This window comes from Methylobacterium sp. WL6 (assembly GCF_008040095.1).
Lineage (GTDB): Bacteria > Pseudomonadota > Alphaproteobacteria > Rhizobiales > Beijerinckiaceae > Methylobacterium.
Window position 1 is genome coordinate 1 of the sequence record NZ_VRVH01000546.1, and the last position, 1,534, is coordinate 1,534.

The 1,534-nt window shown below is 74.3% G+C and carries 2 protein-coding genes; both read right to left on the minus strand.

Annotated features, from left to right (window positions below; genetic code table 11):
• Positions 1 to 3: 3 nt before the first annotated feature.
• Positions 4 to 888, minus strand: a complete 885-nt coding sequence (locus FV230_RS28205; RefSeq protein ID WP_147844706.1) for an MBL fold metallo-hydrolase — start codon at positions 886 to 888, stop codon at positions 4 to 6.
• Positions 889 to 985: 97 nt separating this feature from the next.
• The coding region (locus FV230_RS28210; RefSeq protein WP_147844707.1) for a cyclase dehydrase at positions 986 to 1,534 on the minus strand (549 nt) is incomplete at its 5' end.

Consider the following 1,534-nt stretch of genomic DNA (forward strand, 5'->3'; position numbering starts at 1 on the left):
GGCTCACGGCGCGCGATAGGCCGATCCGTCGCCGGCGGTCGCCGGGTGGTCGACGTAGCGGCCGTGCCGGGGCACCGCGACGGTCTCGAAGTCCCGCGCCAGGACGTCGAGGCCGCGGCGCATCTCCGCGCCTTCCAGGGCGCGGCCGTGGCCGGTGACGACGCGCTCGGGCTGCAGGGCGGCGAGGCTGCGGACCGAGGCGGCGGCGGCGGGCCAGTCGATCGTCAGGTACATCGGCGGCCCGTGGATCTCGAGCTCCTGGACCGCGACCGCGTAGATCGATTCCTGCGGCGTCGTCACGAAGGCGTCCCCGGCGATCAAGGACCGGTCGCCCGGGCGCCAGAGCGAGACGTGGCCGGGGCTGTGGCCGGGGGTGTGGATCCAGCGCCAGCCCGGCATCGGCGGCACCGTCCCGTCCTCCGGCAGGGTGACGAGGCGGCTGGCCACGTCGACCGGCTTCGTCGGGTAGAACGGCGACAGCAGCGCCAGCGCGCCGCCGCCGACATTCGGATCGGGCCGCGGGTAGGCGGCGCTGCCGTCGAGGTAGGGCCGCTCCAGCGCGTGGGCGTAGACGGGCGCGTCCCATTCCGCGGCCAGATCCTCCAGCACCCCGACATGGTCGAAATGCCCGTGGGTGAGGACGATGGCCGCCGGGCGGGCGCCCGGGCCGAAGCGTGCCTCGGCCGCGCCCTGGATCAGGCCCTTCGTGCCGGGAATGCCGGCATCGACCAGCACCCAGCCGCGATCCCCGGCGCCGGGCGTGCCGACGAAGACCACGTTGACCATCATCAGGCGGCGATAGGCGAGATCGCCGGCGAGCGTCCTTGTGCCGTCCTCGGCGGCCTTGTCCGCCTGCGCCTCCGGGTCGACCGAAACCTGCTGGACCATGGCCGCGCGTCCTTTCGATGGGGGGCGATGACCGCCCGCGTGCCGACGCGGATCCGATCGGCCACGCGTCTCGCCTACCATATCATTTGCCGGCAAATCAGATATTTTCCGCCGGCAAGGTTCTTGGCATGCCGCGCGACCCGGAGGCGTCGCTGGACCAGGGCCGCAGGGCCTCGGGAGTTCGGAAATCGTGCGGGACCGCGAAGTCGGCCGCCGCCCCGCGCATGGCCTGCAGCGGACGGGGGAAGCCGCTGCGGCCGCCGTAGTCGAAGGCACCGGGCCGGGAGAGGCGCTTGGCGGCGATCAGCCCCTGGGCACAGACGACGTCGAGCACCGTCACGCCCGCCACCGCCGCCGTCGCGGCAACGCGGTTGGCCCTCTGCCCACGATCGCCCTCGAAGCCCTGGGCCAGGGTCGCGAGGTCGAGGGCGTCGCCGACGACGCGGCCCAGGATCCACGGCGCCGGATCGTGGCTCGTCAGGATGGCGACGCCGGTCGCGACCTCGCGCACGCCGTAGCTGCGCACCAGCGTCTCCCGGCCCTCGAGGCCGAGGGTCCGGCACAGGCCCCGCGGCGCCGCCAGCTCCAGCAGCCCGAGGCCGATCGAGAACCAGCCGAGGCCGCGCGCGAGCGCGTGGTGGCCGGT